At 31.8% G+C, this 1,027-nt stretch carries 1 pseudogene; it reads left to right on the top strand.

The features are described from left to right. Window positions 1-583 precede the first annotated feature (583 nt). A pseudogene (locus tag F6K23_RS41270) lies at window positions 584-1,027 on the top strand (photosystem II q(b) protein); the annotation flags it as partial.

Below are 1,027 nucleotides of genomic sequence, written 5' to 3'. Positions count from 1 at the left end.
TCGGAAATCCAAGTCTAATCTTAGAAATCTTTTCAAATCAAAGTCTCACATTAGGAAATCTTTGCTAAACTGTATCATCAAGTCATCCTATTGCTACACTAGTGCGCACAATTGTCATTCTATTTTTAATAAGTTGGAGTTCTAGTTATGGCATTTATATTATTACAAGTTGTTCAGATCAAACATGTTGACTAGTAGTAAGCTAGCTAAAGGGAAATAAGTGAAACCAATTCTGTTTATTTGTAATTTCATGAATATGTAAAAGTTTATAGAAGGGAAAGATGAATCTTTAATTCTTTAGAGAGTTAGCTAGCCTAGTAGTTTTTCAATGTTTAAAAATATTAACTCAAACTTAGTTACTTTTTTTTGTTGTCTTCTAAAACCAATATAGAATATGAACATTTTAATAAATCCACTTAAAGAGGTTGAGTTTTTTGTTATTCTATCTCTTTGGCCGAGTTTTTCTGATAGATAAAATTTTAAAAACCACCTGAACTAGTATTATTAAAAAGGGGAACAGGAATCAATGAAAATATATTAAACGTTGAATTCTAGAATATTAACCTGACAATTTTCTATTATTATGACAGCTCTCGTACAAACTCGTTCAACACAAACTCTTTGGACAGATTTTTGTAATTGGATCACAAGCACTGACAATCGTCTTTATATCGGATGGTTTGGTGTATTAATGATTCCAACTTTATTAACAGCTACTTCTGTTTTCATTATTGCATTTATTGCAGCACCTCCAGTAGATATCGATGGAATTCGTGAACCAGTATCTGGGTCATTATTATATGGGAATAATATCATTTCTGGGGCTGTAGTTCCTACTTCAAATGCTATTGGCCTTCATTTTTATCCAATCTGGGAAGCAGCATCTTTAGATGAATGGTTATTTAACGGTGGACCATATGAATTAATCGTTTGCCATTTCCTTTTAGGTATTTGTTGCTATATGGGACGTGAATGGGAACTTTCTTTCCGTTTAGGTATGAGACCTTGGATTTCGGTTGCTTATTCT

Source organism: Okeania sp. SIO2C9 (assembly GCF_010672455.1).
Lineage (GTDB): Bacteria > Cyanobacteriota > Cyanobacteriia > Cyanobacteriales > Microcoleaceae > Okeania.
Note: the sequence above shows the minus strand (reverse complement) of the source record. Positions and strands in the feature narration are given on the sequence as shown.